Source organism: Thermoanaerobacter uzonensis DSM 18761 (assembly GCF_900129115.1).
GTDB lineage: Bacteria > Bacillota > Thermoanaerobacteria > Thermoanaerobacterales > Thermoanaerobacteraceae > Thermoanaerobacter > Thermoanaerobacter uzonensis.
Genome location: NZ_FQUR01000024.1, coordinates 1 through 26876 on the forward strand (window position 1 = coordinate 1; position 26876 = coordinate 26876).

Annotated in this window: 36 protein-coding genes and 1 tRNA gene; 6 read left to right on the plus strand and 31 right to left on the minus strand. The window is 36.2% G+C overall.

The annotated features are described in order from the left end of the window. Positions 1 to 28: 28 nt before the first annotated feature. The 13 genes from BUB32_RS11540 to BUB32_RS11595 all read right to left on the minus strand — a co-directional run bounded on the left by BUB32_RS11540 (position 29) and on the right by BUB32_RS11595 (position 9246). A complete protein-coding gene (locus tag BUB32_RS11540; protein WP_072969512.1) occupies positions 29 to 574 on the minus strand; it encodes an SAF domain-containing protein in 546 nt (181 codons plus the stop codon). Beyond that, the gene (locus tag BUB32_RS11545) at positions 558 to 1091 is read right to left on the minus strand and encodes a hypothetical protein (protein ID WP_072969513.1); all 534 of its coding nucleotides are present in this window, start codon (positions 1089 to 1091) and stop codon (positions 558 to 560) included. Before BUB32_RS11545 ends, BUB32_RS11540 begins: the two co-directional genes overlap by 17 nt. 14 nt (positions 1092 to 1105) lie before the next feature. Then, positions 1106 to 2167: a hypothetical protein gene (locus tag BUB32_RS11550; protein ID WP_072969514.1), complete on the minus strand. Its 1062-nt coding sequence runs from the start codon at positions 2165 to 2167 to the stop codon at positions 1106 to 1108. A gap of 10 nt (positions 2168 to 2177) precedes the next feature. Beyond that, the gene (locus BUB32_RS11555; RefSeq protein WP_084727019.1) at positions 2178 to 3371 is read right to left on the minus strand and encodes a M23 family metallopeptidase; all 1194 of its coding nucleotides are present in this window, start codon (positions 3369 to 3371) and stop codon (positions 2178 to 2180) included. Positions 3372 to 3470: 99 nt separating this feature from the next. After that, positions 3471 to 3743: a hypothetical protein gene (locus BUB32_RS11560; protein ID WP_072969515.1), complete on the minus strand. Its 273-nt coding sequence runs from the start codon at positions 3741 to 3743 to the stop codon at positions 3471 to 3473. Between the two features lie 103 nt (positions 3744 to 3846). Then, positions 3847 to 5409 (minus strand): hypothetical protein, encoded by a 1563-nt coding sequence (locus BUB32_RS11565; RefSeq protein WP_072969541.1) that lies wholly within the window; start codon positions 5407 to 5409, stop codon positions 3847 to 3849. Next, a complete protein-coding gene (locus BUB32_RS11570; protein WP_072969516.1) occupies positions 5372 to 7207 on the minus strand; it encodes a VirB4 family type IV secretion system protein in 1836 nt (611 codons plus the stop codon). The genes BUB32_RS11565 and BUB32_RS11570 overlap by 38 nt, the downstream gene beginning before the upstream one ends. Further along, a complete protein-coding gene (locus BUB32_RS11575) occupies positions 7194 to 7805 on the minus strand; it encodes a hypothetical protein (RefSeq protein ID WP_234949292.1) in 612 nt (203 codons plus the stop codon). The genes BUB32_RS11570 and BUB32_RS11575 overlap by 14 nt, the downstream gene beginning before the upstream one ends. Further along, entirely contained in the window at positions 7802 to 8101 is a 300-nt protein-coding gene (locus BUB32_RS11580; protein WP_072969518.1) for a PrgI family protein, read from the minus strand. The genes BUB32_RS11575 and BUB32_RS11580 overlap by 4 nt, the downstream gene beginning before the upstream one ends. 12 nt (positions 8102 to 8113) lie before the next feature. Further along, positions 8114 to 8371 carry a pilin gene (locus tag BUB32_RS11585; RefSeq protein WP_072969519.1) on the minus strand — a complete coding sequence of 86 codons (258 nt, stop codon included), beginning with the start codon at positions 8369 to 8371 and terminating at the stop codon, positions 8114 to 8116. After that, positions 8368 to 8700: a DUF7768 domain-containing protein gene (locus BUB32_RS11590; RefSeq protein ID WP_072969520.1), complete on the minus strand. Its 333-nt coding sequence runs from the start codon at positions 8698 to 8700 to the stop codon at positions 8368 to 8370. Before BUB32_RS11590 ends, BUB32_RS11585 begins: the two co-directional genes overlap by 4 nt. Further along, positions 8697 to 8822, minus strand: coding sequence for a hypothetical protein (locus tag BUB32_RS13235; RefSeq protein ID WP_268807567.1), 126 nt, complete (start codon positions 8820 to 8822; stop codon positions 8697 to 8699). The genes BUB32_RS11590 and BUB32_RS13235 overlap by 4 nt, the downstream gene beginning before the upstream one ends. 34 nt (positions 8823 to 8856) lie before the next feature. After that, complete coding sequence (locus BUB32_RS11595) at positions 8857 to 9246, minus strand: hypothetical protein (protein ID WP_072969521.1); 390 nt, start codon at positions 9244 to 9246, stop codon at positions 8857 to 8859. A 190-nt stretch (positions 9247 to 9436) separates the two neighbouring features. On the opposite strand from BUB32_RS11595, the gene BUB32_RS11600 reads away from it, so the two are divergent. Then, entirely contained in the window at positions 9437 to 10255 is an 819-nt protein-coding gene (locus BUB32_RS11600; protein WP_072969522.1) for a hypothetical protein, read from the plus strand. Here BUB32_RS11600 and BUB32_RS11605 read toward each other — a convergent pair. The 5 genes from BUB32_RS11605 to BUB32_RS11620 form a co-directional block, all read right to left on the minus strand. Beyond that, positions 10239 to 10580 (minus strand): hypothetical protein, encoded by a 342-nt coding sequence (locus tag BUB32_RS11605; RefSeq protein WP_072969523.1) that lies wholly within the window; start codon positions 10578 to 10580, stop codon positions 10239 to 10241. The genes BUB32_RS11600 and BUB32_RS11605 overlap by 17 nt on opposite strands. Positions 10581 to 10622: 42 nt before the next feature. Next, positions 10623 to 11063, minus strand: a complete 441-nt coding sequence (locus tag BUB32_RS11610) for a helix-turn-helix domain-containing protein (RefSeq protein WP_072969524.1) — start codon at positions 11061 to 11063, stop codon at positions 10623 to 10625. A gap of 59 nt (positions 11064 to 11122) precedes the next feature. Continuing rightward, positions 11123 to 11251, minus strand: coding sequence for a hypothetical protein (locus tag BUB32_RS13240; RefSeq protein ID WP_268807568.1), 129 nt, complete (start codon positions 11249 to 11251; stop codon positions 11123 to 11125). Then, the gene (locus BUB32_RS11615; protein WP_072969525.1) at positions 11251 to 11580 is read right to left on the minus strand and encodes a helix-turn-helix domain-containing protein; all 330 of its coding nucleotides are present in this window, start codon (positions 11578 to 11580) and stop codon (positions 11251 to 11253) included. The genes BUB32_RS13240 and BUB32_RS11615 overlap by 1 nt, the downstream gene beginning before the upstream one ends. A gap of 72 nt (positions 11581 to 11652) precedes the next feature. Beyond that, positions 11653 to 11862 (minus strand): helix-turn-helix domain-containing protein, encoded by a 210-nt coding sequence (locus BUB32_RS11620; RefSeq protein ID WP_022587564.1) that lies wholly within the window; start codon positions 11860 to 11862, stop codon positions 11653 to 11655. Positions 11863 to 12014: 152 nt separating this feature from the next. Between BUB32_RS11620 and BUB32_RS11625 the strand changes: the two genes are divergently transcribed. The 3 genes from BUB32_RS11625 to BUB32_RS11635 are packed head-to-tail and all read left to right on the plus strand — an operon-like array spanning position 12015 to position 14070. After that, positions 12015 to 12506 (plus strand): helix-turn-helix domain-containing protein, encoded by a 492-nt coding sequence (locus tag BUB32_RS11625; RefSeq protein WP_072969526.1) that lies wholly within the window; start codon positions 12015 to 12017, stop codon positions 12504 to 12506. Between the two features lie 11 nt (positions 12507 to 12517). Next, positions 12518 to 12943 (plus strand): ImmA/IrrE family metallo-endopeptidase, encoded by a 426-nt coding sequence (locus BUB32_RS11630; protein ID WP_234949293.1) that lies wholly within the window; start codon positions 12518 to 12520, stop codon positions 12941 to 12943. Next, positions 12940 to 14070, plus strand: coding sequence for a site-specific integrase (locus tag BUB32_RS11635; protein WP_072969528.1), 1131 nt, complete (start codon positions 12940 to 12942; stop codon positions 14068 to 14070). Before BUB32_RS11630 ends, BUB32_RS11635 begins: the two co-directional genes overlap by 4 nt. A gap of 110 nt (positions 14071 to 14180) precedes the next feature. Here BUB32_RS11635 and BUB32_RS11640 read toward each other — a convergent pair. The 9 genes from BUB32_RS11640 to BUB32_RS11680 all read right to left on the minus strand — a co-directional run bounded on the left by BUB32_RS11640 (position 14181) and on the right by BUB32_RS11680 (position 24167). After that, positions 14181 to 14256: transfer RNA gene (locus tag BUB32_RS11640), tRNA-Thr, on the minus strand. Positions 14257 to 14366: 110 nt separating this feature from the next. Next, positions 14367 to 15647: an adenylosuccinate synthase gene (locus BUB32_RS11645; protein ID WP_072969529.1), complete on the minus strand. Its 1281-nt coding sequence runs from the start codon at positions 15645 to 15647 to the stop codon at positions 14367 to 14369. A 15-nt stretch (positions 15648 to 15662) separates the two neighbouring features. Then, positions 15663 to 17045, minus strand: coding sequence for an NAD(P)/FAD-dependent oxidoreductase (locus BUB32_RS11650; RefSeq protein WP_072969530.1), 1383 nt, complete (start codon positions 17043 to 17045; stop codon positions 15663 to 15665). 205 nt (positions 17046 to 17250) lie between these two features. Next, the gene (locus tag BUB32_RS11655) at positions 17251 to 18498 is read right to left on the minus strand and encodes a methyl-accepting chemotaxis protein (protein ID WP_072969531.1); all 1248 of its coding nucleotides are present in this window, start codon (positions 18496 to 18498) and stop codon (positions 17251 to 17253) included. 55 nt (positions 18499 to 18553) lie between these two features. After that, positions 18554 to 18724: a XapX domain-containing protein gene (locus BUB32_RS11660; RefSeq protein WP_072969532.1), complete on the minus strand. Its 171-nt coding sequence runs from the start codon at positions 18722 to 18724 to the stop codon at positions 18554 to 18556. Between the two features lie 128 nt (positions 18725 to 18852). Then, entirely contained in the window at positions 18853 to 19689 is an 837-nt protein-coding gene (locus BUB32_RS11665; RefSeq protein WP_072969533.1) for a YitT family protein, read from the minus strand. 150 nt (positions 19690 to 19839) lie between these two features. Then, complete coding sequence (locus BUB32_RS11670) at positions 19840 to 21195, minus strand: FAD-dependent oxidoreductase (protein ID WP_072969534.1); 1356 nt, start codon at positions 21193 to 21195, stop codon at positions 19840 to 19842. A gap of 114 nt (positions 21196 to 21309) precedes the next feature. Further along, the gene (locus BUB32_RS11675) at positions 21310 to 22395 is read right to left on the minus strand and encodes a CapA family protein (RefSeq protein WP_072969535.1); all 1086 of its coding nucleotides are present in this window, start codon (positions 22393 to 22395) and stop codon (positions 21310 to 21312) included. Positions 22396 to 22496: 101 nt separating this feature from the next. Next, entirely contained in the window at positions 22497 to 24167 is a 1671-nt protein-coding gene (locus tag BUB32_RS11680; RefSeq protein WP_072969536.1) for a phospho-sugar mutase, read from the minus strand. Between the two features lie 246 nt (positions 24168 to 24413). On the opposite strand from BUB32_RS11680, the gene BUB32_RS11685 reads away from it, so the two are divergent. Both BUB32_RS11685 and BUB32_RS11690 read left to right on the plus strand, forming a co-directional pair. Next, positions 24414 to 24827, plus strand: a complete 414-nt coding sequence (locus tag BUB32_RS11685; RefSeq protein ID WP_072969537.1) for a hypothetical protein — start codon at positions 24414 to 24416, stop codon at positions 24825 to 24827. Between the two features lie 35 nt (positions 24828 to 24862). Next, complete coding sequence (locus BUB32_RS11690; RefSeq protein ID WP_072969538.1) at positions 24863 to 25141, plus strand: hypothetical protein; 279 nt, start codon at positions 24863 to 24865, stop codon at positions 25139 to 25141. 28 nt (positions 25142 to 25169) lie between these two features. Here the strand turns inward: BUB32_RS11690 and BUB32_RS11695 are convergent, their stop codons facing one another. The 4 genes from BUB32_RS11695 to BUB32_RS11705 all read right to left on the minus strand — a co-directional run bounded on the left by BUB32_RS11695 (position 25170) and on the right by BUB32_RS11705 (position 26605). Continuing rightward, positions 25170 to 25418 (minus strand): hypothetical protein, encoded by a 249-nt coding sequence (locus BUB32_RS11695; RefSeq protein ID WP_072969539.1) that lies wholly within the window; start codon positions 25416 to 25418, stop codon positions 25170 to 25172. Positions 25419 to 25464: 46 nt separating this feature from the next. Further along, complete coding sequence (locus BUB32_RS11700) at positions 25465 to 25716, minus strand: hypothetical protein (protein WP_072969540.1); 252 nt, start codon at positions 25714 to 25716, stop codon at positions 25465 to 25467. A 172-nt stretch (positions 25717 to 25888) separates the two neighbouring features. Continuing rightward, positions 25889 to 26032, minus strand: a complete 144-nt coding sequence (locus BUB32_RS12865) for a hypothetical protein (protein ID WP_159428543.1) — start codon at positions 26030 to 26032, stop codon at positions 25889 to 25891. Between the two features lie 393 nt (positions 26033 to 26425). After that, positions 26426 to 26605 carry a hypothetical protein gene (locus BUB32_RS11705; RefSeq protein WP_029688662.1) on the minus strand — a complete coding sequence of 60 codons (180 nt, stop codon included), beginning with the start codon at positions 26603 to 26605 and terminating at the stop codon, positions 26426 to 26428. Positions 26606 to 26876: the final 271 nt, after the last annotated feature.

Consider the following 26876-nt stretch of genomic DNA (forward strand, 5'->3'; position numbering starts at 1 on the left):
GGGCTGAATACTGTAATAACCATTCTCATCACCTTCTTACTACTTTGAATGAATTAAGCTTTAAGTACGGCACAAGCTGTGCTGCAGAGTTTAAATCTGCATTGAGGATTAAGTTTGCCTTGTCAGAGCCTTCCTTCACAACCGAGATTACTTTAAAGCCGTCAAGAACTTTAGAGCCTGTCTGGTCAAAGACTATAAAGCTTACTGTGTCTCCTGACTGAAGCGTTTTTGCTTCTACAGAAGTTATAGGAACTGTCATTACAGCATGGTCGGGGCCTAAGGATTGAGTATCTTTTGAAGTTAAAATTTCAATTGGGATAAAGTCTCCTTTTACTCTTCCTTCCTTCACAACTTTCCCCACAACATCGGATAGGCTTCTGGCATAGTTAGGGTTAACTACCGAAGCAGGCACATCAATTATTTTTACCGCATCCTCTGAGATAACAGTACCTGCCGGTATATCTTTTTCCACAACAACCACCTTTTCTGTCTTCTGGATATTCTGCATAAACACAAGCATAAAGGCTGCGGAAACAGCAGCTGTTATTAAAGCAATTTTAATAATCCTGCTCATAAAGAACCTCCTTTACTAGAAGCTGTTCAATTTTTAGTAGGCCTTCGTTTAGGTCGGTGCATCTGTAGCTTTCGCCTAAAAATTTAACTATGCCCTCTATCTGCTTCTTTGCGGTTTCTACACTCTTTACAAAACTTTCAAACTTAAGCTCAGTGTCCTCTAAATTTGTGAGCAAATAGGATACATCTTCAAAGCTTCTAGGCTTTTCAAAAATTTCTTTTACTTTCTCAGCCGTTACAGGCTCAAATACTATGTCATATATTCCCATTATAAAAAGTTTGGCTGTGAAGTCTTTATTAATGCTTTCTCCTGCAAGGAAAATAACTCTCCTTCCTCTTTTCCTCACTTCAAAAAGCAGATTTTCTGCTGATAAATCGCCTGCAAGAGCCTCAGAAAAAATCAGGGTGTCAAAATTAAAATTAAAAACAGCTTCCCTGTAGTATACCACTGCAGTATTAGGAAGCACCTCAGAAAGTTTTTTGTCCAGCGCTTCAATTCCAGTTGCAAGAAGCACCACACTCATCTCCTCCTTCATCCACCATCTTCTTTTTTTGCTGACCACTCCAGCAGTTTTTTCTCCAGCTCTTCCACGTTGTACTTTCTCTGAGAATAGCTGTTAAAGTAGTTTTTAGGTACAAAAAAACTGCTGCTTTCATCTGCCTTTTTCACAGCATTCATTACAGACTTTTCCTTAATGTAATTTTCAATTATCTTTTCCAAGAAACTAACAGGGCTTCGTATGTTCCGCCCTCTCATTTTTGATATGCATATCCTCATATCCTCATCTGTCAGCATATATCTCTGCTTAAGTTCCTTTATAACCTCACTGTCAAAATCATCTGACTGATTGACTGACTGATTTAAAGTTTGTCCGTCAGTCAGTCCGTCCCTGTCCATTTCCATATTATTTGACTGACTGACTGATGTAATCTTATGATGTAATCTACTGATGTAATCTATTGATATAGGGAGCTCGGGATTTACCATCTCGGGAGATGGACTTTCCCTATCTCCAGAGATGGACTTTCCCAATCTCGGGAGATTGGGATTCCCCATCTCCGGAGATTGACCCCCGTCCTTTTTCACTAAAATATCAGGATACAAAGCCTTTTCATTTTTTATCTCCGGCTTTATAAACTGAAGTTCTCCTTCCACTTCCTTGTGAGTGAGCTCGTCCAGCAGTCTGTCCACAAGTTCGTTGTTTCTTACATAGTAGGTTACATTTTTCTGCTTGTCTATAAAGCTGCAGTACAGCTTTTCTTCTCCGTTTTTGATAAAAAGTCTTCCTTCCTCCTGTGCTTTTAAAAACTCTGTCTTTGAATTGTACCTCACACCAATCCTATCAAAAGCAGTTCTAAACTCCTCTACAGAGAATCCCAGTTCTTCTACCCAGCTGTCGCCCGGAACATAAGAAGGATGGTCTGGTGCCGGCTCAAGAAATTTATAAAAGCTGTTGTAGTTGTATCTGTCAAACCAGTACTCCAGCTGCTCAAACAAGATTGCTGCAGTAACAGAGCCTGTTATCTTTCTGTATTCCGGATGATACGGTATTACCCTGCTTACTAAAGCAGCAGACCTATTTCTCCTCTCCATAAAAAACACCTCACCTGTTTTTTATAAGCCAATCAAGATTCTGTTCACCTTTCATAAAAGCCCGGCCTGTTTCTAAAATAAGCCTCCTGTCTATATTCTGACCTGCTGCTGTGCTTCCAGAAGCAATGCTCAGATTGTCTAGAGCTTTCATTGGATCCATCGGAATATTATTAAGCCTCACCTCAAAATGCAGGTGAGGCCCTGTAGAAATACCTGTACTTCCGACCAACGCTATCTTCTGTCCCTTTTTAACAATTTGTCCAAGCTTAACAAGCACCATTGAGCAGTGGGCATAGAGAGTTGAAACTCCGTCACTGTGGTCAATTATCACAGTATTGCCGTAACCTCCATAATAACCAGCTGTCCTTACAATACCATCAGCAGCTGCAACAATTTCGTCTCCCGCATTCGCTGCTATATCAATACCTGTATGCATTCTGTATGTCTTCAACACAGGATGAAACCTCATACCAAAAGGCGATGTTACTGTATGACTTGCAGGAACAGGCCACAGAAGCTTTCCTCCAGAAAGCTCAATGGTTTTAGCCTCTCCTTCATAACTGCCGTAAGAGCTTGTTTTAATTTCTCCTGCTATTACAGCATCAAGTTTGGAATAGTCCTCATAGAACTCCATCCCTTTTAAAGCCATATATGTGTGGGATTCATTTCCTTTTACCTCAGTCACTTCTTGATACTCAAACACATAGATCCCTTCATAAGTTCTTACCTGTGTGAGTAATTTAACCGGCACGTAAATGACCTCCTCCTTAGGATTTACGTTTCCATCTGCATCAACTTCAAATCCGGTCCTCACAATTTTTTCAGTATAATCCATATACTCAAATTCCGGCTTAAGGTCATCAGTTATTCTTTTAACCCTTTCCATATCAACATCTTTGCTCCATCCGTTTGCATACTCCTCAACTGCATAAACTATACCCCACGGCAGCTGAAAATTTTCTTCCTGCTTGTACTTTGACACAGCTTCCGGCTTAATGCTTTCAACATATTTTTTCACTTTTTCTTTTCCTTCAACTGTTTGTGAAGAAGCTGCACCAAATATAGAAAGAAGTATAAGTATTACCAGACCCATTATTATCAAGTAGGGCAAAAAAGTGAGGAGGACAGGCTTTACAGCTTTCCACAGGTATCTTGATATTATGTTTTTAACTCTGTTTCTAAGAATCATAACCAGGTTATCCATATACATCCTCACCTAAAGCATATTTTCATTCAAAATTTCATAAGATTTACGCCTGAAAAATTCCTGATAGGTTCCCAAAGGGGTTCTATCGGGAATTTTTCAGGACAAGTTAAACAAATGAATATATCCAAAAATCCAGTTCAAAAAGGACATAATTTCTCTGAAATAAGGTCTTACAACCATCTCTGCCTTAATTAAAAAGCTTACTGCTTTATCGAGCAGATAAAAAATCACCAGAAACCCTATAATGCCAAAACCACTTCCTTCATATGATTCCGCCTTTTGAAATATAGGCTCATCCCATTCTTCAGCAGCTTTTATCACTGCTGCTCTCTTAAGGTATTCTTCATAATCCTCTCTTTCATCCAGCATATTAAACCCTCCCATATATTCCGCTTTTAACGCCTAAAAAATCAGGCAGGGAATAAAGATTATACCCCTGCCTGATTTCAGAGCTTAAAAACCTTTTAAAGCCTCAGCTTCTCCATCTGAACGCATCTATATTTGATGTTAAAACTGACGGTGTAATGAATGAAACCGCATGGAAGCCGTATCTTCCAACCGCTCCTCCTATCCTTTTTCCTATTTCGATTCCTTTGTAGCCATATGCAGACCCTAAAATCATTCCTCCAGCTCTCCCCAGCGCTTCAGCCGCATCCCTTTCATTCAGTATTTTTTCCATTCCAACAGCCTGAGACAGTCCTCCAATAAAGCCGGCTCCGCTCTCCTTACCTCTGCTGTACGCATCTTTTATTAAAGCTCCTGCTGCAGCAGAAGGAGCGGCGATAACTTTACCTGTGAAGCCTCCGATATTTCTAAAGTGCTCTGTCACATCCACTCCCATTGTCCTTAAAGGAATAGAGGCTGCAGAACCTGCCAGTGCACCAACAACGCTTCCCACACTGGCAGCTTTCGCTCCTGCTTTAATCCCGAACGCAGCAGGTCCTGCTGCCGAAGATATAGTCGGTCCTGCTGAAGCGCTTCCTGAAGGTAAAGAAATTTTTGGTGGTGCAGCAGTCTTTGCAATATTTGCAAGCCCTACAAGTCCGGTAAGCCCCAAAGTTGCTGCTCCCGCCCACTTCTCTTCATTGACTCCCAGGAATTTAAGCCAGCCTTGAAGAAGGTCCCTTATCACATTTGCAGTGGGTATTAAGCATACCATCCCAAAAATCTGGGCCCACCATGAAGAAAAATCTGTAGAAACCCCGGCTTTTATGAGCACCAAATAAAGAGAAAGAACCAGCGCATGTGCTGCCTGCATAAAAGCATTTGAAGCAACTTCTCCCATTACAACTCCTATGCCTTCTTTTCTTCCCGATATTGTCCAGCTCCATGCCACAATTGGTGTCAGTATAAACATCGAGGTCAAAACAAATTTTCTTATCAGGTACAGGAAATTAAAGTAAAGGAGAATACCAATGTAGCCCAGTTTGACAATTGCTGTAGCAAGTACATTTCCTGTTTTTATATCATTTATGTCAAAAGTACTTCCTACTGCTCCCATACTCTGGGCAATACCGTGGAATAAGTCAACAAGAGCATTGTTTGCCTGAAACATGAGCCTTATAAAGTACGGCATAAAAAGTATTATGAAAAATGCATATATAACACTTGAAACACTCTGCATGAAGTTTATTCTTTTGGACGGATTGACACTGGATGTCATAAACCTGTATCCCTGGGCAGCTACTGCAATTAAAAGGAGCACCCACACAGCATCTCTTATTCTCCCATACCATGTCATCACAATATCCCACTCCTGTGGGCTGTAAGGTGCCAGCTCACCGTAGGATGTATTGAATATAAGCTCATCAAAACCTTTAAGTCCTAAAAGCTTAATCGCTTCATAAAGCCCGTTGATTGGTGCGGCAATGAGCTCTTCTATAAGGCTTCCCTGGTCTTCCTGCGGCTGCTGTGAACTTGAATTAGTAACAGAAGGTGTTTCAGCATAAGCAGCTGCACTGAGCAAAAACACAAAAAGTACAATTAAAACAAACAGTCTACTCATTTGGATTTGTCGATATGAGGCTTTTTTCATAATCACTTGCCACCACCTTAACGGCAGTCTTGTTCCTGACCACCAGAAATAAAGCTTCACCAACCCCGCAGGAGGTTAAAAACTCCCTTTCACCCTGTGACAGGTGAAACACCTCCTGCACTGAATCTATGTCGGTCGGTGCCTGCTTCATCAAAAATACTGCTGCTAAATTCGTTAAAACCGCTTTTCCCTCTGGCGAATTTGAAAATTCTACAAAGGACTGACTCGCAGCAGTAAGAGAAGTGTTTCTCTTTCTCGCCCTTCTTGACAAATTCTCCAGAAAATATGCCGTATCTTTGTACTTCATAAACATCCATGCCTCATCCACCACAACCCTTTTCTTCTGCTTCACATCCTTCTTCACAAACTTCTCCCACACCCAGTTTGTTATGACATACATGGCATATGTCCTTAAAAACTGGTCTTTTATGTCGAATATATCAAAATTAACAAGATATGCATCTTTCAACGAAACATTTGTCTGTCCATCAAATATGCCCAGGGTGCCGCCCCTCAAAAAAGGCTTCAAAACAGCAGCAATTCTTTCTCCTCTTGGATTTTTCTTAAGCCTTTCAACAAAGCTCGACAGGGTAGGCATTTCTTTTTTCTTCTTAAAGTAAAATGCCCCATCCTCCACAGCATTTTCTACATATAAAGAGCCCGGGTCTTTATTTATTCCTCTTGCCTCATACTCCTCCCTTACTGCTTCCTCAACAGCCGCTAATTCCTCTGCTGAAATCCTGTCCTTCATAACTCCTTCCACTATCATTCCAACCAAAGCCTTTATCTCGGCTATTTTTTGAATTATATCCACATACTTTGCTCCACTCTCATCTTCCTCTTCTTCAAGGTCAAAGGGATTAATTATATTTTCTGCATCTGTGCTTACCTTAACAATACTTCCTCCCATCTTCTGCACAAGACGGTTGTACTCCCTATCAGGGTCAACAAAAACTGTTTTTATACCTAAAAGCGCCCCTCTCATAGACAGAAGCTTAACCAAAAAAGACTTGCCTGCTCCGGAGGTTGCGAATATCCCCAGGTTGTAGTTTGTCATAAAAGGTGGACCTATGAAGTTGTCAAAAATTACAGGACTTCCAGTAAAAAGATTTACTCCAAGCGGTATCCCCTTCTTGTGGGAAAACTCTGGAGATGCAAAAGGAAAAAGTGATGCAGCAGCACCTGTATTAAAATTTCTTGAAAGATCTTCACAGTGATTTTCTAAAATCGGCACAAAGCTTTTAAAAGCTTCGCCCTGCCTCAGAAACATTCTTCTTGCTCTTATGCTTTTGCCTGCCAGAACCTCTTCCAGAATTTTTGAGCTCTTCTCGAGCTCTTCAAGCGAATCCGCAGAAACTGAAACAATGACTGTAACATAGTAGAGCTTATCTCTGTTCATCTGTATGTTTTCTCTCAGTCCTTCAAGGTCCTGCACCGCTTTTCTTAAAATCCCAAGCTCATATATACTGCCTTTCTGCTCATCCAGCATGTACTGAGACTGGTACTGAGTAATCTTTTTTGTGAGCTGGTTTACAGCATCTCTCGCATCAACAGGTGCAATGTGGACTGACACATCAACACTACCGAGAAGCTTCACATCCTCCAGCCACCCCACATAGACAGCCTGCGGGAAATCTAAGAGTGCATATAGTCTGAAAAACTTTTTACCCACCCTTAAATAGTCTTTTTCTATTAGGTAGCCGTCAGGTGAAATCATTTCCACAACCGTAGGGACTCTACTAAAAAGCGGTGATTCTTCCTTAACAGCTTTTTCTTTATCCTTTTTAAGCTTCAGCACTTAACCTGACCTCCTTTTTGTGCAGCTCTAAAGCCCCTGCTTTAATGAGTGTATTAACTTTAATATTTCCATCCCTGTTCAGCACAAAAAACATGAGCTCCAGAAGCTCATCAGTACCCAAAACTCTCGGCATGAGTCCGCATTTAGCAAGGCCTTCAGCAACCACATGCACTCTCCTCATTAATTCTCCTCTTGCTCTATTATATTCTCTTGAAGAATCGTCGTAAGGAACAATTACATAAGACTCTGTAGTAATGGTCTGCTTTGAAAAGTATCCAAGAAACTCCTCCAGCTCTCTCTCGTACTCTATCATTCCATCGGGAAGAAGCTGAAGCCTTTCTCTAAATTCCGCTACTGATTCAGAAACATCTACAGGCTTAATGACTGTAAAAAACTGCAGTGGAAAAGATAAAGAGAGAAGTAAGTTCATAAAAGCAGCTTCAAGGCCTTCCTGCTCTTCTTCCGAGAGAAGAGAAAAATTTACAGGGTCGGCTGTTACAACCGCCCTGTACCTATTGCCTTTTAAAATTAAAAGCCCATCTTTTATATCTTCAATGTCCAAAAAGTCTGCGCTGCTGCTCTTTTTAAAAAACATCATTTTCCACCTCCAATGAAGGGATACTCCTTTTGCGAAAGCAAAAATCTCAAATACATTACGGCATACTTATCTATTTCTATATCATCTTTTTTAAAAAAAGCCGTAAATGCTCCAACAGCTGAAAAAAGGCTCCAGAGAGTTACAGCAGCAAATAAATCTTTTGCAAAGAACCTTACAAAAAATACTGCTCCAATTCCAATTCCTGTAATAACAAATATCATCTGTCTAACCGAAAAACTTCCACCAAATATTTTTTCTTCTCTTTCTAACTGAATAGGCACCTCAAACATTCTCATTAAAGTCACTCCTTACTGGGGTTTAAACCCAAGTATTACACCTGCGAAAAATTTTGCACCAACAACCACTATACCTCCTAATATAGACCAGAAAAGCCCCATCATTGCTTCTGTTCTCCTGCTGGGGTTATGCCCTGAAGTATAAAACCTGTATCCATTTACTGCAATAAAAATTACTGCTACAACAATGCCTACATCCATTACGAAGTTTGCAATTTTCCACAAAAATGCACTTATTTGTGCCTCACCAACAGGTGTAATTCCATTCATAAGCCTACCTCCTCATCATTAAAAAATTTTATTTTAATCCCACTCTCTTCAGCAGTTTTAACCTCAAGCCTGCAGCCTTCACTGCTCTCCCAGTTACCGAATACCCATACTTCATCGCACTTTTTTAAAACATCCGTACACAGCTTCAGCACCTCCTTCCTATCCTCCTCCTTTCTGTCATCATAAAACTCGCTAAATGCATGGACAGGAGAAAACGGCACTACTTCTTTGAAGTTGTTTCTTATGAACCTAAAAATTTTATCAAACTTAACCCTATTTGCTGCAGGATTAGCGCTGTAAGGGTGACAGATATACACAAACTTACTCAATTTTGCACCTCCTTTGATATGCTTAAAATAAGTCCAATTAAGGCTCCCAAAACTATGCCAAAGAAAATGCCGGCTGCTAGGCCGGCGGTGTAAAGCATATTCAAGTTTTCATCTCCTTTCATAAAAATCCTCAATAAAACAGAAAAACTGGGCTTATTAAACACCCAGTTTTTTGCTCAGCTCTTTTATGCGGTTGTCATGATATACCGTCTTAACTGTTAGATTATTTACATCCATCTGAAGCATGTCAATTTTTCCACTTATCTCATCAAGTTTTTCATGCAAAAGCTGTCTGTCATCGAATAAAGCCCTTACTTTGTCGGTAATTTCGGTATCTATTTTTATTCCTAATTTTTTCACTTCTTCTTCTATATCTTCTATCTTTTCTTCTATTCCCGTTATTTTACCTTCTACTCCTGATATCTTTTTTTCTACTCCTGTTATTCTTTCCTCTATGGTGTTAAATCTTTTGGCAAATTCATCAAATTTATTGCTAAACTCAGTATAAACTTTTTCTAGCAAATAAAGGATTTTATCCTCATTCATAAGAAAGCCTCCAGTTCATTTTGCTTTCAGTACGCTTTTGCTTTTATTCTATGATATTTTTAAGGATAATTCAAGTCCTAATTTGGTAATTATTGCATAGTAAATTCCCATTATTTTAAATTTTTTAGAATATATGCCGATGTATATATACGTATAAAATAAAGTTAAATAGAAAGGAGACCTAAACGACATGAAAGAAAAAAGTTCTAAAATTTTTTGGTCTTTATTAATGTTTCTTGTTATTTTGTTCTATGCAGTATTAAATATGATGGTTGATTGGAGTAACTACTTGGTAGTCAACTTAATTTTATTTCTCATTTTAAAAAGTTATTTTCAATACAACCTTTATATTACAATTATATTGCTCATTTTCATTCAGGGCATTTATTTAATAGTATTTTTTATAACTTCCATCTTTTATTTTAACAGAATACATCTTTCAACAACCTTTATAATGAAAAGGAAGTTACTCCGAAAAGATTCATATAAAATCAATGCCTCAATCCATCCAATAACCTTTTTGTGTATCAAAAAACACGAAAAACAATTTAGGAACAAAATATCCAAATACAATAAACTAAGAAACAAAACGCTTTTCTTAACTAAAAATCAGTTTTTCTCTCAAATTATGGCCAAAGATTTTAATTTAGCAATACAAAAAGTTATAAAAATAATAGAGAAAAACAAAAATGTAAAAACTGTAACTTTTAAAACCCATGAAGTATATATAGATGAAATTCAAAGTTTAATTAAAAAACTAGTCAATGCAGGAATTCATGTACAGATGACAAAAATAAATGACAATGAATTTGTTAAATTTATTATTTATGTTCATACCAACTTTACTCAATATGAAATATATATAGAACAAAAAAAGTGTAATCGTCTGTATATAGAACCTTTTGCTTATCTATCCTTATGGCAATCAATTGCATATATTCTAAAACATCCGGAATCCTTATGGAGGCGTAGACCTGTTTATGAGGTACAGATTAAAAAAATCTTATGATAAGGAAAATAATAAAAGGTACTATAAAATACAAACCGGAAAATACCAAAAAATCCGTAACATTAATTATTTCAATCTCTTTTAAAGTAATTTTGTGCACTAGATAAGAAAATAGTTCCAATACAGGTTCAATTGTAAAAATTCCAATAAGGGAAATAGTTATATATGCAATAAATAAAAGTCCCATACCTTTTATAAAAGATAAATTTGAAATTATCACCTTGTAATCGACAAGAATAAACATTACATGAGATAAAATAAAAAGCCCAACTGAAATTAAAGCTATCATAAAGTCCCACATAGAATTACTAATTCTATTTAACATTTTATTCCTCCTAAATCTGCAAATTTTTAATATTCTAGTGCACTATACTCTAAACTGCTTCAAAACATTCTTATGTACATACGTCGACTTAGGAAGATCCGCCGGCCTTTTTCCAGCACTTTCGTTGAAGACAAGCCTTTCTTTTTCTTTGCTGTAGTCATAGTGAAGAATACATAATTTTATAAGAACATCATTGCTGAGTCTGCCTTTTCTTGAGAGTGACTGTACAGCTTCTCTATGGTCCTTTTGTAATAATTCATATTCTTCTTCATATTGCTCTCTCTTTTGTTTTTTATACTCATTTCTCCACTCTTTTGCTCTTTTTTCGTTTTCTTTTTTGCGCCGCTCTTTTTCCTGATGATATTCTGGGAATTGTCTTAATATTTTTGTAACAGCTGGTTGAGAAATACCAAGCTGCTGTGCTATTTCTACTAACTTAAATCCTTCAAGATATAGTTCAAGGGCTTTAGTTTTTTTATCCATAATTCCACTCCTTAGGTTATATTTTTTGTTCCGTATTTTAGGCATAGTTCTCCTATATACTAGGTTTTTATCATTAATTTCCAGCCTTCATCGGCTTTTTCTATTCTAATTTGTGCTACCTTCATAAGAGCTTCAGCTACTTTGAATAGGAGGTCTTTATTTTTTATTGGTTTAAACTCGTGCCACATTACCTTTTTCCTCCTATTGCCACTACTTTGTTGGTGCCTTTTTCTTCTTCAAACTTCTTCTTCATCCATTCTTCTAAGCCTCGCCTAGGGATGATTATTTTTCTGCCGTGTATTTTTATAGCAGGAAAATCTTTGTGCTTTGCAAGCTCATACATATAGCTTTTGCTCACTCCTAATACTTTTGCTGCTTCATCTATTGTATAAGCATCAAGTAAAGATAAAGGCTTTTGTTCTTCTTTATCTTTTTCTGCAGTGTTGAGAAGCTGCATGATTTGCGCTATAACGTCCGTAATGTCAACTTCAAATTTTATGGTTATTCTGTTATCCATGATTTTTTACCTCCTTATGTAAAACTGGAAGAAATAAGGGTATAATAAAGGTATGAAATCAGTCGTATTGTTTTAGTTATTAGAAAAAATTTCTTTAAGGTCTATATCTAGACCACTTTTTATAAGTCCCGTAATAAATTTAGCGCCAGGATTTCTATTCCCTTTAAATACCCTATAAACCGTTGTATAATCTACTCCAATTAGTTCTGCTAATTTAGATTCAGAAATCTTGTTTTGTTCCATATATTTTTTTAAATAATCAAGGTTAATTACTTTCTTCATAGCTAACACCTCAATTACCAGCGAGCAATATTGCCATCTGGTAATAGTATAGCACAATGTTTTGCCACTTGTCAATACTTTTTAAAAAATTTTTCTCCTCTTTATTGCCTTTAGGCAATATATATTATAAAATTCAAGTAGATGGGTGGTGAATGGCTTTGACAATTGGGGAGTATATAAAGAAAATTCGAGAAGAGAAAAACCTCTCTTTAAACCAATTAGCACTGTATTCGGGAGTAAGTGCAGCACATTTATCCAGAATAGAAAGGGGACTTAGAGAACCATCCCCCGAAGTACTAAGAAAGATTGCAGCAGCATTGAAAGTATCATATGAGGAGCTAATGAAAGTAGCTGGATATTTAGATGAAAAACCAACTGTTACTCCCGTTGCCGATTTAGAAACTAGACAGGTAGAAAATCAAGAATGGCAGCCGCAGCTTACAGAAAAGGATAAAAAGGACATTGCTAAGACTCTGGAAGAGTGGATGAAAGACCTCACAAGTGCGGAAGGGCTGGCCTTTTTTAACGGTGAGCCGGTTGATGAAGAAACTAAGGAATACCTTAAAGATTCTTTTGAGATGATTCTAAAACATGCTAGGTTAATGAACAAGAAAAAATATACTCCTAAGAAGTATAGAAGGTGATACGATTGTTAATGTATACCAAAGATGAAATACAAAAGATAACAAAAAAACTTATTAAAAGAACTAACTCTGCTAACCCCTTTCGTATAGCAGAAAATCTAAACGTTAATGTTATAGAGTGCGAGTTAGGCAGTATTTTAGGATACTACAAGTACTACAAGCGGAATAAGTACATAGTAATTAATCAAAATCTTGACGAAGCAATGAAGCTGATTGTCTGCTCTCATGAGCTCGGGCATGCAGTTTTACATGCTCGGGTCAACACTCCATATCTGACTAAATTTACACTTTTTTCTGAAAGTAAAATTGAAAGAGATGCTAATATATTCGCCATGTATATTTTACAGCATTTAGGTAAGTGGAATTACTATGTATTTATCAACATTCTAAAACTTCCTGAGACAATAATAGAATTGAACCGGGAGGCATTACCATGAGAGGACATATCACAAAGCGAGGTTCAAAATGGAGTATTGTTGTCGATGTAGGGCGTGATGAAAACGGCAAAAGGAAGCAAAAGCGTTTTTCGGGCTTTAAAACAAAAAAAGAGGCTGAAAAAGCCCTGCAGGAAATTCTTTATAAACTTGAAAAAGGAGAATTATTTCTGTCTAAACTTACTCTTGGAGAATTTTTAGATGAATGGTATAAAGAACACTGTTTGCCTAAATTAGCTCCAAAAACATTAAAATCCTATAGAGAACTTATCGATTTATATTTTAAGCCTCATTTGGGCAGTATTGAATTGGCTAGTTTAAAACCTCTGGAAATTCAAAAGTATTACAATAAGCTTAAAGAACTAGGTTTGTCCAATACAACTATTAATTATCACCACAGGGTTTTAAAATCAGCATTAAACCGTGCTGTCAAATGGCAGTATATATCTAGAAATCCATGTGACTATGTAGAACCGCCATCAAAGGATAAGAAAGAGATGCTTGTATGGAGTAATGCTGATGCATACAAAGCAGAAGAAATATTTAAAGATTCCCCAATTTATATACATTTGATTCTTGCATTATACGAAGGGCTGAGAATAGGTGAAATTTGTGGGCTGAAATGGGAAGATATTGATTTTGAAAAAGGAGAAATGACAATAAGGAGGCAGGCACAAATTGTAAAAGGAGAATTAATCTTTAGAGAACCTAAGACAGAAACAAGTGTAAGGAGAATACCTCTAATAGAAAAGGTAATTAAAGCATTAAAAGAAGAAAAAAAGAAGCAAATAGAAAATAAATTGATGTTGGGAGACAAATATATAAAAGAATATGAAGGATACGTAAGTGTATGGGAAGATGGAAGATTTAAAGATCCTGGTTATGTAAGCAAGAAATTTCATAAAGTGCTTTTACAAAATCCTGAACTACCGATGATAAGATTTCACGATTTAAGACATTCCTGTGCAAGTCTTTTAGTCCAAGCAGGTGTACCTATGAAGATTATTTCTAAAATACTTGGCCATTCACAAATTGGTATAACCATGGACTTTTATGCAAATATCACTATTGAGGCAGAAAAAGAGGCATTCAAAAAATTTGAAGATTTTTTAAACAAAAAACCCAGGTAACTACATATTTTACCTGAGCCCTTATTTGTTAATTGTTTTTAAGTGTTTTTAAATTAATTTATTTTTTTGTGACCAAAATGTGACCAAATTCATTTTTGAAGTTAAAAAAATGGAGCTGGCGAAAGGACTCGAACCTTCAACCTGCTGATTACAAGTCAGCTGCTCTGCCTATTGAGCTACGCCAGCACCTTTATTAGATATCCAATTGCCCTGACATTTATATATTATACTTAGAGCAACAGTATATGTCAAGCTTTTTTAAAAAAATTTTTTGCAAAAGAGCCTAAATCATTTCATCAAAAATCCCCTAAAACAATAGTTTGATTTCTTTCTGGTCCCACAGATATTATTGCTGCTTTAATGCCTATCAATTCTTCAATTCTTCTTATATATTTTTGAGCATTATAAGGTAAGTCGTCAAAAGTTTTTGCTCCTTGTATATCTTCTTCCCACCCGTCAAATTCTTCATATACAGGTTCACATTGAGCCAAGTCCTCAAGACTTGCGGGAAAATCTGTTATTATTCTTCCATTAAATTTATATCCTGTACAAATTTTTATTTTTTTAAGCCCTGTCAGGGTATCAAGTTTTGTCAAAGCAAAATGTGTTATACCAGATACTCTTACAGAGTATTTAAGAATCACAGCATCTAGCCAGCCACATCTTCTGGCTCTTCCTGTTGTAGTGCCGTATTCATGGCCTTTTTCTCTTAAAAATTCACCATTTTCATCAAAAAGCTCTGTAGGAAATGGGCCTTTGCCGACCCTCGTAGTATACGCCTTCACAACTCCTATAACTTCATCAATCATCGTGGGTCCTATAGCAGCCCCTACTGTTACACCGCCTGCTATAGGATGGGAAGCAGTAACATAAGGATAGGTACCCAAATCTAAATCGAGAAGTGTCCCTTGTGCTCCTTCAAATAAAACCTTTTTGCCACTTTTTATTAAATCGTATAAAAGCACCGTTGTATCAGTAACAAAGGGTTTTATTTTTTCAGCATACTCCAGGTATTTCCTGTACATTTCTTCAAAGTCAAATCCCTCTGCTCCATATAGCTCCTTAAAAAGCTTGTTTTTCTTTTCCACATTTCTTCTAAGTTTTTCTTCAAAAACTTTGGGTTTTAGAAGGTCACAAACCCTTATGCCTATTCTCTCTGACTTATCCATGTAACAAGGACCAATTCCTCTTTTTGTTGTCCCTAAGTCGTTTTTCCCTTTTGAAATCTCTTCAAGTTCATCTTGCTTTATGTGATAAGGAAAAACGATATGGGCTCTATCGCTTATTTTTAAATTATCTACGCTAATTCCCTGTTTTTGTAAATTATCTATCTCTTCAATCAAAGATGCAGGGTCAATTACTACGCCATTACCTATTATGCAAATTTTCCCAGGGTACAATATCCCAGATGGAATTAAATGAAGTTTATACTGGATACCCTCTTTTTCAACAGTGTGCCCCGCGTTGTTTCCTCCTTGGTATCTTACAACTACATCTGCCTTTTCCGCAAGGTAATCAGTAATTTTCCCTTTCCCTTCATCTCCCCATTGGGTACCAACTATAACTAATGTTGACATAATTATTCTCCTTCCTTATTTAACTCTTTCCAATATTTCTCTTGCAACTACAACGCCAGATACAGAGGCTTGTGCTAATCCTCTTGTAATACCTGCTCCATCTCCCGCCGCAAATAGATTTTGAATTTGCGTTTCAAATTTGTCAGTAAGTTTTACACGTGAGGAATAAAACTTTACCTCAACACCGTATAAAAGCGTATGTTTAGAGTATACCCCTGGAGATACTTTGTCCAAAGCTTGCAACATCTCAATTATTGACTGCAAAAATCTATAAGGTAACACTAAGCTTAAATCTCCTGGCGTTGCATCTTTCAAAGTTGGTTCCACAAGACCTCTCTTAATCCTTTCTGGAGTAGAACGTCTTCCCGCCAGTAAGTCCCCTAATCTTTGCACTATCACTCCATCTCCTAACATATTTGCAAGTTCTGCTATATAACGTCCATATTCTATGGGTCTATTAAAAGGATGGGTAAATTCTTTGCTAACAAGTATTGCAAAATTTGTATTATCTGTTTTTATATCTTTGTAGCTATGTCCGTTTACTGTTTTAATTCCGTTATTATTTTCTATCACAACTTTACCATAAGGATTCATACAAAAAGTCCTTACCCTATCATCAAATGACTTAGAATAATATATAAATTTCGATTCGTATATTTCCTTTGTTATATCTTCCATAACAACAGCAGGAATTTCTACTCGCACTCCTATATCGACAGCGTTATTCTTTGTTTCTAGTCCTAGCCTGTCAGCTTCTCTTTTGAACCATTCAGCCCCTTCTCTTCCAGGTACAACAACTATATATTTCCCGTAATATTCTTCTCCTTTTTCTGTAATTACTCCTTTTGCCTTACCATTTTCTACAATTATCTCAGCAACAGATGTCTCTGTTTTTATCTCCATCTTTTGCCCAATATAATCTCTCATGTCTTTTATAATGTCAAAGCATTTTTCTGTACCTAAATGTTTTATCACTGCAGGAATTAATTTTAAATCTGCAGCTTGAGCTCTTTTTTCTATTTCTCTGATTTTTTCTCTATCTGTACCGTGAACTTCTGTTGTCCCTCCAAATTTTACGTATATACTATCAACATAATTTATAAGATCATTAAGCTGCGACTTAGGCATGTATTCATCTAAAACTCCGCCAAACTCTGACGTTAAAGTCAGTTTCCCATCACTAAATGCCCCTGCGCCCCCTATTCCAGAAGTAATAGCGCAGGGTTTACAATTAGCACACTTTGAACCATAGGCATTAATAGGGCAAATTCTTTTTTGTATATCTTTCCCTTTTTCTAACAATAATATATCTAATCCATCTTTCTTACTAATTAGTTCTAATGCGGTAAAAAGTCCCGCAGGTCCTCCTCCAACAATAATAACATCATATACTCTCATAAAGATAACCCCTTTTACTTAGTATTGAAAAGTAAAAACCCGTAATATATATTACCAGAAAAAAAAGCACAAATCAATTAAAATGCGAATTTTATTTTTGAAATTATATTAAAAGTTCGCTTTTGTCCACAAAAATTTTTATTATAATCTTATAAAACAATAAAAAATAAAAGACAGGCTTTTTTAGCACTGTCTTAGTTTCATTTTATACTGAGACAACAAGTTTTGATAATATATTTTCAAGGGCAGTAACTGACTTTAACAGATTTTCCGAACTTTCTTTTATCTCCTCTATAAACTTCATGTGCTCTTCTGTAGATGCAGCAACTTCTTCGGTGGAAGCAGCAGTCTCTTCTGACACTGCTGTAATATTTGCTATAGATCCTATTATTTCATCTTTATACCTTGCAAGTTCCATCATCGCATTATTCAACATATGTATATTTTCAGTAATAGTATCTATTGAACTCTTGATCTCATTAAAAGCAGCATATGTAGTTTCCACTTGATGTGCCTGGTCATCCGCAATTTCTTTTACCAGATTTGCTTTTTCAACTGTCTTGTCTGTCTTTTGCTCTATTTCACTTATAATCTTGGCTATTTCACTGGCAGCTTGTCTCGATTGCTCTGCTAAATTTCGAACTTCTTCTGCGACGACTGCAAATCCACGACCAGCCTCACCAGCTCTTGCTGCTTCAATAGCAGCATTTAAGGCAAGCAAATTGGTCTGGTCTGCAATTCCCGTTATCACTTCTATAATCTTTTCAATATGGTGGGAATTTGCTTGCAATTCATTTATCGCACTAACAACTTCGTCAATTGACTCTTTTGTAACATCCGTTTTTTCTTTCAAAGAATTTACTGTGTGCATGCCATTTTGACTAAGCTTATCAGCATTTATAGTAGACTCTTCTACGGCTTTGAAAAATTTAGCAGAATCATCAATACTATTCCCAATATTCTGCACCATATCGGCCGCATTAGAAGTATCTTTTGCTTGTTCAGAAGCTCCATTTGCAATCTCTTCCACTGCCTTAGAAATTTGTTCAAAAGTCATATTCCCTTGTTCGATCGATCTAAAAAGGGCATTCGCTGTATCTTTAGTGGTTTGAGCAAAAGTAGAGACGTCTTTTAAAATTGCTCTAACATTTTCCATCGTCCTATTAAAAGTCATTATTAATGTACCAATCTCATCTTTTCTCTTTAAATCTACATTGGCTGTAAAATCTCCTTCTTGTGCTCTCTTAAGTTCTTCAATTAATTTTTTAATAGGTCTTGTAATATTTAATGAAATAATTACTGATAAAATTAATGACAAAGCAAAACTAACACTTGCTACTGTAATAAAGACATGCATTACTTTATCATCAACCGCGAAATAATAAATAGCCCCCACCGGTATGGCTGCTACTATAAGAAATGAAATAATGAGCCGCCAAAATATGCTTCTCATACATGTTCCCCCTTTTATAGATTATGTTTTCATCCCACCCTGCTACTTCAAGACTTTATCTACTAATAAATTTAAGGATGTATTCAAACAATATTCCCCCAAGGTAAATTCCTATAATGCCAGCTATTCCTGGTAATACATTCGGAGCAGGGAGTGGCAATTTTAAAGATGAAAAAATTAATCCTACAATCATTCCCGTAACTAATGCCAGCAACGTCTCTTTCACATTAACACCTCACTTTATTTTTATCGGTATTTTTATTATTTACTTTAACCAATTTTATATTATATCACAATTTTTTGTTATTTGTCAGACGTCTAATCACTTTTTAGAAAAATAAGATGTATACAGCATTAATGAATCGACCTCTTTTGCAATTTACCTCCTAAAACATCGTAGACATCATGTATGGTAACAAAGGCTCCTTCGTCATGTTCTTTCACAATCATTTTTAACTTAGCAATCTCCAAACGGCTAACTATAGCATATAAAATTCCTTTTGTTCCTTTAGTATAACCACCCTTCCCTTCCCAAAATGTAACACTTCGTCCTAAACGGGCTATTATAGTTTCCGCAATCTCATCTGCTTTCTCAGTAACTATCATAACAGCTTTCGCTTCATCTAAACCCTCTATAGTCAAATCAATGACCTTAAAAGCAATAAAATAAGTGATGAGAGAATACATAGCTCTATCCCAAGTAAAAACTATTCCAGCACTTCCCAAAATAAAAATATTGAAAAATAATACAATTTCTCCTACAGAAAAACCACTCCATTCTGAAATTACCACTGCCACAATTTCTGTTCCATCCATTGAACCTCCATATCTTATTACAAGCCCTACTCCAATTCCCAAAATGATACCTCCAAAAACAGAAGCCAGCAAAGTATCACTTGTAAGAGGAGGGATTTTCTCCAAAAAAGTTACTCCTATAGAAAGAATCGTAACAGCAAAAAAAGTAGAAATCACAAAGCTCTTACCTATTTGCTTATAACCAAAAATCAAAAAAGGAATATTTAATAGAAAAATAAAAGCTCCAAGAGGTAACTTTGTTAAATAACTTAACATGATAGAAATACCAGTTATACCACCATCAATTATATTATTAGGTACTAGAAATATTTCTAATGCTACTGCCGCAAGAAAAGCTCCTACAAAAATAAAAACATAATTTTCAAGCTTTTTCATACTCCACCTCCAAAGTTTATTCCCAATTTCAATTATAGGTAATAACATAGTTGCTGTAAACCTCTTGAATATCCTAGATCCCCGATTAAGTTGAAATTTTTAACATATAAAAATGCCTTACCATGAATATAGGTAAGACATTTTTGATCGTTATTTTTCTCTTTGTGCTACTGTCGCTGCTTGTTGAAGAGGATCCCATACCGAGTTATACGGAGGCGCATAAGCAAGGTCTAAGGCCTGAAGGTCATCAATTGTCATACCGTGGAAAAGAGCTGTAGCGAGAACATCAATTCGCTTGTCTACCCCAGCACCTCCTGCAATTTGTCCTCCTAAAAGCTTGCGGTTGTCTTTATTAAAGTGGAGACGAATAGTCAAAACTTCATCTTCCCAAGGATAATAATGACTTATAGGTCTTGCCTTAATAGAAACAGTCTGATATGGAAGACCTAAAGCTTGGCATTCCCTTTCCCCTAAACCGCTTCTTGCAATCGTCCTATCAAAAACTTTCACGATCGCTGTACCGACAATACCTGCAAATTTTGCATCTCCGCCCGCCATGTTAATTCCAGCAATTCGTCCTTGTTTATTAGCCGTAGTCCCCAAAGGCACATAATCCGGCGCATTTTTTATGCGATGAAAATGGGTAGCACAGTCCCCTGCGGCAAAAATATCTGGAATATTTGTTTGTAGGCGTTCATTTACAAGAATCGCATTTCGAGGACCTAGCTCTATACCAGCCTCTCTGGCAAGCTCACTAACTGGGCGAACTCCTATAGAAATAATGACTAAATCGGCTGGGAAAGAACCATTTTTTGTCACAACAGCCCGTACGCCTTTTTCATCCCCTTCTAACCCCACAACTTCTTCATTTAAATGAATTTCTACCCCATGCCTTTTAAGAGCATCCTGTGCAATTTCAGCAATAGGAGCATCAAAAGTCGGAATAAGCTGAGGAGCTAAATCCAAAACAGTCACTTTAAACCCTCTATTATGTAAGGCTTCTGCTGTTTCTAAACCAATATATCCCCCACCAATTACCACCGCTTTATTAGGAGTATGAGTTTCAAGCCAAGACAAAAGTTTTTCCGCATCTCCCATTGCCTTCAAAGTAAAAACTCCAGGCAAATTTTTACCTTCCCATGGCGGTACAATCGCTGCACTTCCTGTCCCAATTAAAATCACATCATAAGGCACTGTAATTTCATCTTTTTCTTCCCGGCGATATACACAAATCTGCTTCTTTTGAGGTATAATCTGTGTAACCTCATGATAAAGCTTTACATCGATATTATAGCGAGTGTAAAACTCTTCAGCTGTTCGGGCAATAAGCTTTTTCTTCTCAGGTACTACTCCCCCCACCCAGTAGGGAAGGCCACATTGAGCATAAGAAATGACTCCCTCTTTTTCAAAAACAAGAATTTCTCCTTCAGGGTCCTGTCTTCTAATTTGAGAAGCTGCACTCATTCCAGCAGCATCGCCACCAACAATTACATATCGTCTGGGCATGTTTCTTCCTCCTTTTTGTACTTATGTACACATCTTCATTATACTCTGCTACTTTATATTTTTCAAACTCTTTAAAATTCTAAAAAATTTATATTTCAATCCTTCTTTTCTTATTTAATTTATTCCCTTTGACAACATCTCAATCTTTTTCAAGACTCTTTCCTTTTCTTTCCCTTCCAGAATAATTGGTTTAAAATCATTTCTATCCTTTTGAGAAGAAACAGAGATAGGTATTATATCCTCTTCAATATCTATTATCTCTCCTTTATCATTAAGAATAAAGGTTTGCTGAAATATCAAAGAATCTTTGTCTTTAGGATTTCTATTCCCCCCAAAAGAAAAATTGCCAAGAGAATAGGCAATATACCTATTTTTATACTTTTCTATCCCTTGTATCACATGAGGATGATGACCTATCACAAGGTCTACTCCTTCATCTATTACAAAATGGCCTAAATCTTTCTGGATTTTGTTTGGATAATACTGATTCTCCTCTCCCCAGTGAAAACTAACAACCAAAATATTGACATTAGGTCTCAATTCTATAATATCCCTTTTAATTTGATTTTTAGTCTCCATAGTATTGTCAAAACCTGTATAACCAAGCACTCCAATTTTTATCCCTTTTATATTAGTAACGTATTTATACCCATATCCAAAATACCCAATTCCCTCTTTCTTTAATGCTCTTATTGTATCTTCAAAACCCTCTCTCAAATAATCAAAAGTATGATTATTTGCCAAATTTACAACTTCTATACTCCCTTCTTTTAAAATCCGCGCATAAGAAGGTTCTCCCTTAAAAGCATATTCCTTATTAGCTTTTTTCGTTGCAGTAGTAAAAGTTGTCTCCAAATTTGCAATCGTCAAATCGTCCTTATCTAAAATGTTTTTGACGTTTTCAAAAAAATATCCATAGTCATAATTATGCTTTTTTAACTCTTCATCAAAGGTACCAAATTTACCATAGGACTCATCAGAGCCTAAAGCACAATCCCCTACTGCACTTATAACTATTTTTGTATAATTATCCTCTTTATGAACATCCTCTTGAGGAAGACTTTGTGGCTTTTTTTCCACAATAAATTCCTTTAAGAGAGTTTCTGAAATCCCCAGATTTACTGCCTTCAATGGAATAGCAGTTATTGCCATTATGAGAAAAACAAAAACTAAAATTTTAGTCACCGTTTTTCCTTTCATATCCACTGCCCTCTTCTTAACATTCTGTAACAATTTTACACATTCACATAAAATAAATCAATACAAAAAAAGAAACCACTTATTGTGGTCTCCTTAAAAAATTAATCTTCCAAACCCAAAGTCTTTGCAAACTCCTCTTTCGCCTTTTCTAAGAGAGATTTCGCTTCTTCTAAACTTTCCATATTCATAACCATAAAGTAAAACTTCACTTTCGGCTCTGTCCCTGAAGGCCTTGCATAGACCAAAAGCCTATCCCCAAACTCCATCTTTAAAACATCCGAAGGAGGAATTTGCCCATGTCCTTTTAAATAATCTATCATCCCTGTCAGTTTATGTCCCGCAAGACTTTCAATGGGATTTTCTCTCAACCTTTTCATTATTCTCCTTATCTTTTCTACTCCTGCTTCTCCTTCATACACAGGAGAAAGCTGCCCTTCAAGATAATACCCGTATTTTTTATAAATCTTTTCTAAAGCGTCCACCAAAGTCATGCCCTCTTGCTTGTAATAAGCTGCCATTTCACAAGTTACCATTATTGGAGTCCCAGAATCTTTATCGTAAACAAAATCACCTATATTGTATCCATAGCTTTCCTCATAAGCAAAAAATACAGTTTTGCTTTCGGCTCTTAACCTGTCAGCCTCATTGCAAATCCACTTGAATCCAGTCAAAACTTCAGAAACCTCAACCCCGTGGGCTTTTGCAATTTTAGCAAAGAGCTTGGAAGACACAATAGACTCTATCACAGCCGGATTTTTTGGCATGCCCTTTCGAGAATACATCGTAAGAAGAAAATTTAAAAGCAAAATGCCCATCTGATTTCCATCTATTCTCACATAATCTCCTCTATGCTTTACCAAAACTCCCATCCTATCTGCGTCCGGGTCTGAAGCCACAACTATATCCGCATCAATGCTTCTTGCATCTTTCAAAGCAAGCTCAAAGGCCTCATCAAACTCCGGATTAGGGTAGCTCACTGTAGGAAAGCCTCCATCCGGTATCTGCTGTTCTTTTTGAATATATACATCAAACCCTACTTTCTCAAGTAGCGGCGGGACAATTTTAATACCTGTCCCATGGAGAGGAGTATACACTATCTTTAAATCCTTTGAAGAAATGCCAAAAGAATAAGAAAGGGCTTTTTCAAAATATGCAGAGTCCACCTCTTTCCCTACCATGACCACAAAACCCTTATCTTTAGCCTCATCAAAAGATATCCTTTTTACATCCGCAAAAGACAGTTTCTCGTATTCCTCTATAATGCCTTTATCATGAGGTGGAATAATCTGGGCGCCATTTGACCAATATACCTTGTATCCATTGTATTCCGGAGGATTGTGGCTCGCTGTTATCATTATACCAGCTGTAGCCTTTAAAAACCTGACAGCAAAAGACAAAAGAGGTGTGGGTCTAAAATCGTCAAAAAGATACACCTTTATCCCATTTGCTGCAAGTATTTGAGCAGCTTCTTCAGCAAATTCCCTTGAAAATCTTCTCGTATCATAAGAAATAGCTACACTTTTTTCTCCCTCTACAGTCTTATTTATGTAATTAGCAAGGGCTTGTGTCGCTTTACCCACCGTATAGAAATTCATTCTATTTGCCCCAAGCCCCATAATGCCTCTTAACCCAGCAGTTCCAAACTCCAAATCCATAAAGAAGGCATCCTGTATTTCAGATTCATTCATTTTCTTTAAAACTTCTTTATCCTTCTCTGAAATTGAAGGGTCATCTAACCATGCCTGATATCTCTCCATTGTTTCCTTATCCATCCACAACCACGCCTCTCTATAATGTTTTCTCTTTAAAAAAATATAAATTTCTTTTCTTCTTGCAGATTTGTAGCTTTACTTTCATAGCCTAATTAATACAATAGTTCTTTAATATTTGTTAAGTGTTTCCTATACATTTTTATTTTAACTTATTTAATTTAAAGTGTCTATATTATTTATTCGCAATAAAAAACCAATTTCAATTCCACTATGGTTATATTAAATCAGAAGCAGCAGGGAAAAAGTATGTATTATTCAGTTTTAATTAAAAAGTTGACTGAGCTAAGGCAAATTGAGTGGAATAACACACATTGGCTTATTAAAAAGAAGCTAATATTAGAAGCAAGAAAAGAAAAGGAGTCGTATCGTGAAAAATATCACGTTGCAAAGCATGGATATACATTTGATGAGATGATACCAAGAAATCAAAAAGAAATTAAAGAAGAACATATAACAAAATATAAAAAATTCTTGTTGCAAACCAAGAAAAATGATGATAAGATATATACATTTAGAGACCCACATCGTGGAAATATTTGCTGTGCATTCGTAAAATATGAAAAACGCAAGGTGAATTTAACTTTGTTTAACGAGCATGTGAATAAGGATGCAAGTGGTTGGTCATTCGAGGATAAAGAAGATTGGGCAAAGTATTTGTAAAACAGCCATATATTCGAATTTTGTGAGGTGAGAATATGAGCATACTTGAACAAGCTAAAATGGAAGCTGAAAGTCTTGATATTTTTGAAGAGGAAGAACCTGATTATTTTGCAGTAAGTTATTTATTGAACATCCTCGATATTCTTCAAGAAAAACAGCTAATCAAGACACCCGAAGGCAAAGAATTACAAGAAAAAGTTTTAAAATATGCTGATAAACTTGCGCCTTTTGTAAAAGGCCCGCCAAATGGTGAAACAGGTTGGTGGTGGCATATGGATAAAGTTGCAAAAGGCGAGTTGAAACCCCAAATTTAACCATCTAACCGAGCAGGTTGAGGTGGTACTAATGGGCAAACACCTTTATTTCTGTCGCTAATTCTCTTATTGGAACACTATCGATCTTGTAATCATCTAAAAACTCCTCTATTGTATCATATTCTTTTTCCGTCTCTGGTTTATTGTACTCGCAAATATAAATCTTGTCATAGTACAGAAGTGAATAATCTTTACCCTTATACTCAAACTCAATCTCGCCTATTCTTTCTATATCCTCAATAAACTCATTTAAATCCTTATAAGTATCATACATCATTCTTCATCACTCCAAATATCCTTGATTTTTTCTTTTTCTACTTCAGTTAATGGCCTGAATTCCCTTTGTCTTTCGCCATTCCCCAATCATGTGCATGAGGGACAATAGGATGTGCTTTGGAATGACCGTGATCCGTTAAATCGATATCCACTTTTACATTACCTTCTTCGTTGTAAAATCTTCTGTGGGTTATTTTGTCCTGTTTGGGATTTAACAAATCTATAACTGCATTAGGGAAAATTTTCACACTTTCATTTGTTGTGCCTTTGATGGTAATTATATATTCCACTTTCCTCATCAATTTTCACTATGTTATTTATATTCAAGTTTTTAAGGTATTTATTAAGCCCATTCAAATTTCGATGTATTTCTACAAGTTGTTGTATGTGTTTTCCCTCGTCAAAAGGCATTATCCTTCACTACCTTTTTACCTGCGGAGGCTGTATGTTCGGTTTAAAGATAAGCGGTATTTATGCATTTACGTCAGCTACAATTTTCATAAGTTCTCCCTGTAATGCTACTTCATCAAATTGGAATATATGTTTTAATGCTGTCTCTTTAGTTACTAAACCATTTTGTGCTAATAAAGTATTAAATTCTAGCCATCTCATCATCTGGTAAACCATTATTTCAACTTATTGATATATTGTCTAATTTAATTGGATTTGGCATTAATTGTGCTGCCTCCAATTCATGCAAGTTTTAAACCTTCTTTACCACTGGATCAAAGCGTCGGACTCTATTAGCTTTGGTAAGAGGTGCCATCATAAGCCTTCTTAAGGCCGAACCAGACTCAGCTAATCTAGGTTTTAATTTTTTTCCACCTCCTTGAAAAATCCATCCCCACCGTCTTAGGGTCTTGCTCTAAAGCTGTATCTAATCCATACATATTTTGACCCGCATCTGATCCAGAATACTTGAAATCTGTACTATTCTAATCTCAATCTCTGTTTCAAGTCCACTATGATTAGATTAAATTCCACTTCAACCTTGTTCGGTCGGGTGGTTTAGTGTTTATCTAATTGCCAAATTACTTCGCTAATTTTATCTTCTTCGATTGTTTCGAACTCACCATCATCAAATTCAATTTCATATGCTCTGGGCAAATCCTTTGTGTCAAACACATGAACTACAGTTCCTTCACGCCCATCCTTTAATTTTACAACATCTAACTCATCTATTTCCATATTATCACCTCAATCCACATAAATTGTTATTAATCGGTTTCAATTTCACTATGGTTAGATTAAATCTTTGCCTGTCGAATCTAACAGGCAATAATAGGTATGGTTTCAATTCCACTATGGTTAGATTAAATCGGACAAAATTTATGAGTTTTCTTCTGAGGATATTATGTTTCAATTCCACTATGGTTAGATTAAATCCCGTTTTGGCTTAAATATTTGTTTTCAGCATCAAACAGTTTCAATTCCACTATGGTTAGATTAAATCGTATTA

What these genes read in the sequence shown, in the direction of transcription:
- BUB32_RS11575 (WP_234949292.1), bottom strand. Translation starts at nt 7,805, where the DNA reads ATGATGTTTTTTAAAAAGAGCAGCAGCGCAGACTTTTTGGACATTGAA.
- BUB32_RS11700 (WP_072969540.1), bottom strand. Translation starts at nt 25,716, where the DNA reads ATGAGGAAAGTGGAATATATAATTACCATCAAAGGCACAACAAATGAA.
- BUB32_RS11665 (WP_072969533.1), bottom strand. Translation starts at nt 19,689, where the DNA reads ATGAAAAAGCTTGAAAATTATGTTTTTATTTTTGTAGGAGCTTTTCTT.
- BUB32_RS11620 (WP_022587564.1), bottom strand. Translation starts at nt 11,862, where the DNA reads ATGAAGAAAGTAATTAACCTTGATTATTTAAAAAAATATATGGAACAA.
- BUB32_RS11605 (WP_072969523.1), bottom strand. Translation starts at nt 10,580, where the DNA reads ATGTTAAATAGAATTAGTAATTCTATGTGGGACTTTATGATAGCTTTA.
- BUB32_RS11625 (WP_072969526.1), top strand. Translation starts at nt 12,015, where the DNA reads ATGGCTTTGACAATTGGGGAGTATATAAAGAAAATTCGAGAAGAGAAA.
- BUB32_RS11595 (WP_072969521.1), bottom strand. Translation starts at nt 9,246, where the DNA reads ATGAATGAGGATAAAATCCTTTATTTGCTAGAAAAAGTTTATACTGAG.
- BUB32_RS11560 (WP_072969515.1), bottom strand. Translation starts at nt 3,743, where the DNA reads ATGCTGGATGAAAGAGAGGATTATGAAGAATACCTTAAGAGAGCAGCA.
- BUB32_RS11675 (WP_072969535.1), bottom strand. Translation starts at nt 22,395, where the DNA reads ATGAAAGGAAAAACGGTGACTAAAATTTTAGTTTTTGTTTTTCTCATA.
- BUB32_RS11705 (WP_029688662.1), bottom strand. Translation starts at nt 26,605, where the DNA reads ATGGAAATAGATGAGTTAGATGTTGTAAAATTAAAGGATGGGCGTGAA.
- BUB32_RS11550 (WP_072969514.1), bottom strand. Translation starts at nt 2,167, where the DNA reads ATGGAGAGGAGAAATAGGTCTGCTGCTTTAGTAAGCAGGGTAATACCG.
- BUB32_RS11670 (WP_072969534.1), bottom strand. Translation starts at nt 21,195, where the DNA reads ATGCCCAGACGATATGTAATTGTTGGTGGCGATGCTGCTGGAATGAGT.
- BUB32_RS11615 (WP_072969525.1), bottom strand. Translation starts at nt 11,580, where the DNA reads ATGGATAACAGAATAACCATAAAATTTGAAGTTGACATTACGGACGTT.
- BUB32_RS13240 (WP_268807568.1), bottom strand. Translation starts at nt 11,251, where the DNA reads ATGTGGCACGAGTTTAAACCAATAAAAAATAAAGACCTCCTATTCAAA.
- BUB32_RS13235 (WP_268807567.1), bottom strand. Translation starts at nt 8,822, where the DNA reads ATGAAAGGAGATGAAAACTTGAATATGCTTTACACCGCCGGCCTAGCA.
- BUB32_RS11655 (WP_072969531.1), bottom strand. Translation starts at nt 18,498, where the DNA reads ATGAGAAGCATATTTTGGCGGCTCATTATTTCATTTCTTATAGTAGCA.
- BUB32_RS11610 (WP_072969524.1), bottom strand. Translation starts at nt 11,063, where the DNA reads ATGGATAAAAAAACTAAAGCCCTTGAACTATATCTTGAAGGATTTAAG.
- BUB32_RS11695 (WP_072969539.1), bottom strand. Translation starts at nt 25,418, where the DNA reads ATGATGTATGATACTTATAAGGATTTAAATGAGTTTATTGAGGATATA.
- BUB32_RS11540 (WP_072969512.1), bottom strand. Translation starts at nt 574, where the DNA reads ATGAGCAGGATTATTAAAATTGCTTTAATAACAGCTGCTGTTTCCGCA.
- BUB32_RS11630 (WP_234949293.1), top strand. Translation starts at nt 12,518, where the DNA reads ATGTATACCAAAGATGAAATACAAAAGATAACAAAAAAACTTATTAAA.
- BUB32_RS11585 (WP_072969519.1), bottom strand. Translation starts at nt 8,371, where the DNA reads ATGAATGGAATTACACCTGTTGGTGAGGCACAAATAAGTGCATTTTTG.
- BUB32_RS11645 (WP_072969529.1), bottom strand. Translation starts at nt 15,647, where the DNA reads ATGTCAACATTAGTTATAGTTGGTACCCAATGGGGAGATGAAGGGAAA.
- BUB32_RS11580 (WP_072969518.1), bottom strand. Translation starts at nt 8,101, where the DNA reads ATGAGAATGTTTGAGGTGCCTATTCAGTTAGAAAGAGAAGAAAAAATA.
- BUB32_RS11600 (WP_072969522.1), top strand. Translation starts at nt 9,437, where the DNA reads ATGAAAGAAAAAAGTTCTAAAATTTTTTGGTCTTTATTAATGTTTCTT.
- BUB32_RS11555 (WP_084727019.1), bottom strand. Translation starts at nt 3,371, where the DNA reads ATGGATAACCTGGTTATGATTCTTAGAAACAGAGTTAAAAACATAATA.
- BUB32_RS11685 (WP_072969537.1), top strand. Translation starts at nt 24,414, where the DNA reads ATGTATTATTCAGTTTTAATTAAAAAGTTGACTGAGCTAAGGCAAATT.
- BUB32_RS11690 (WP_072969538.1), top strand. Translation starts at nt 24,863, where the DNA reads ATGAGCATACTTGAACAAGCTAAAATGGAAGCTGAAAGTCTTGATATT.
- BUB32_RS11650 (WP_072969530.1), bottom strand. Translation starts at nt 17,045, where the DNA reads ATGAGAGTATATGATGTTATTATTGTTGGAGGAGGACCTGCGGGACTT.
- BUB32_RS12865 (WP_159428543.1), bottom strand. Translation starts at nt 26,032, where the DNA reads ATGATGAGATGGCTAGAATTTAATACTTTATTAGCACAAAATGGTTTA.
- BUB32_RS11565 (WP_072969541.1), bottom strand. Translation starts at nt 5,409, where the DNA reads ATGAAAAAAGCCTCATATCGACAAATCCAAATGAGTAGACTGTTTGTT.
- BUB32_RS11680 (WP_072969536.1), bottom strand. Translation starts at nt 24,167, where the DNA reads ATGGATAAGGAAACAATGGAGAGATATCAGGCATGGTTAGATGACCCT.
- BUB32_RS11635 (WP_072969528.1), top strand. Translation starts at nt 12,940, where the DNA reads ATGAGAGGACATATCACAAAGCGAGGTTCAAAATGGAGTATTGTTGTC.